Here is a 546-nt window from a genome sequence, read left to right on the forward strand (position 1 = left end):
TTCCCATTGCATAAGCAAGTAAGATCCCTCAAAGACGATGAGGTAGATAGGTCCGGGGTGGAAGCACGGTGACGTGTGGAGCTGACGGATACTAATCGATCGAGGACTTAACCAAAAGAAAAGCTTTTAATGCCGTTATCCAGTTTTGAGAGAACAACCTCTCAACTAAATATGGTGAAGTGACGATGGCAAAGAGATCACACCCGTTCCCATACCGAACACGGAAGTTAAGCTCTTTAGCGCCGATGGTAGTTGGGGGCTTCCCCCTGCGAGAGTAGGACGTCGCTTCGCAAGCAGAAACACCACGAAAGTGGTGTTTTTTTATTGCGCAAAATAAGCCCCCAACTACCAAAGACCGGAGGTCAGTTCGGCGCGATACAGTAGCAGGAACCAAAAAGTGGAGCGGCAAGCCGGATTAGAGTAAGCCCGAATTCAAATGACGCATTGAAAAACTTAAAACAGGGATTAAAAAAGCGTACCTATTAGTACGCATGACAAATAGCCCTACAATCTTGAATTTTTTCAGATTGAGGGCTATTTTGCTAT

At 45.8% G+C, this 546-nt stretch carries 2 rRNA genes; both read left to right on the forward strand.

The window, feature by feature from the left end:
- Nucleotides 1-115 (forward strand): 23S ribosomal RNA (locus ACFPOH_RS01900); the annotation flags it as partial.
- Between the two features lie 60 nt (nt 116-175).
- Nucleotides 176-291, forward strand: a 5S ribosomal RNA gene (gene rrf / locus ACFPOH_RS01905).
- Nucleotides 292-546 lie beyond the last annotated feature (255 nt).

It is taken from the genome of Ureibacillus suwonensis (assembly GCF_042655065.1).
GTDB classification, from domain to species: Bacteria; Bacillota; Bacilli; order Bacillales_A; family Planococcaceae; genus Ureibacillus; species Ureibacillus suwonensis.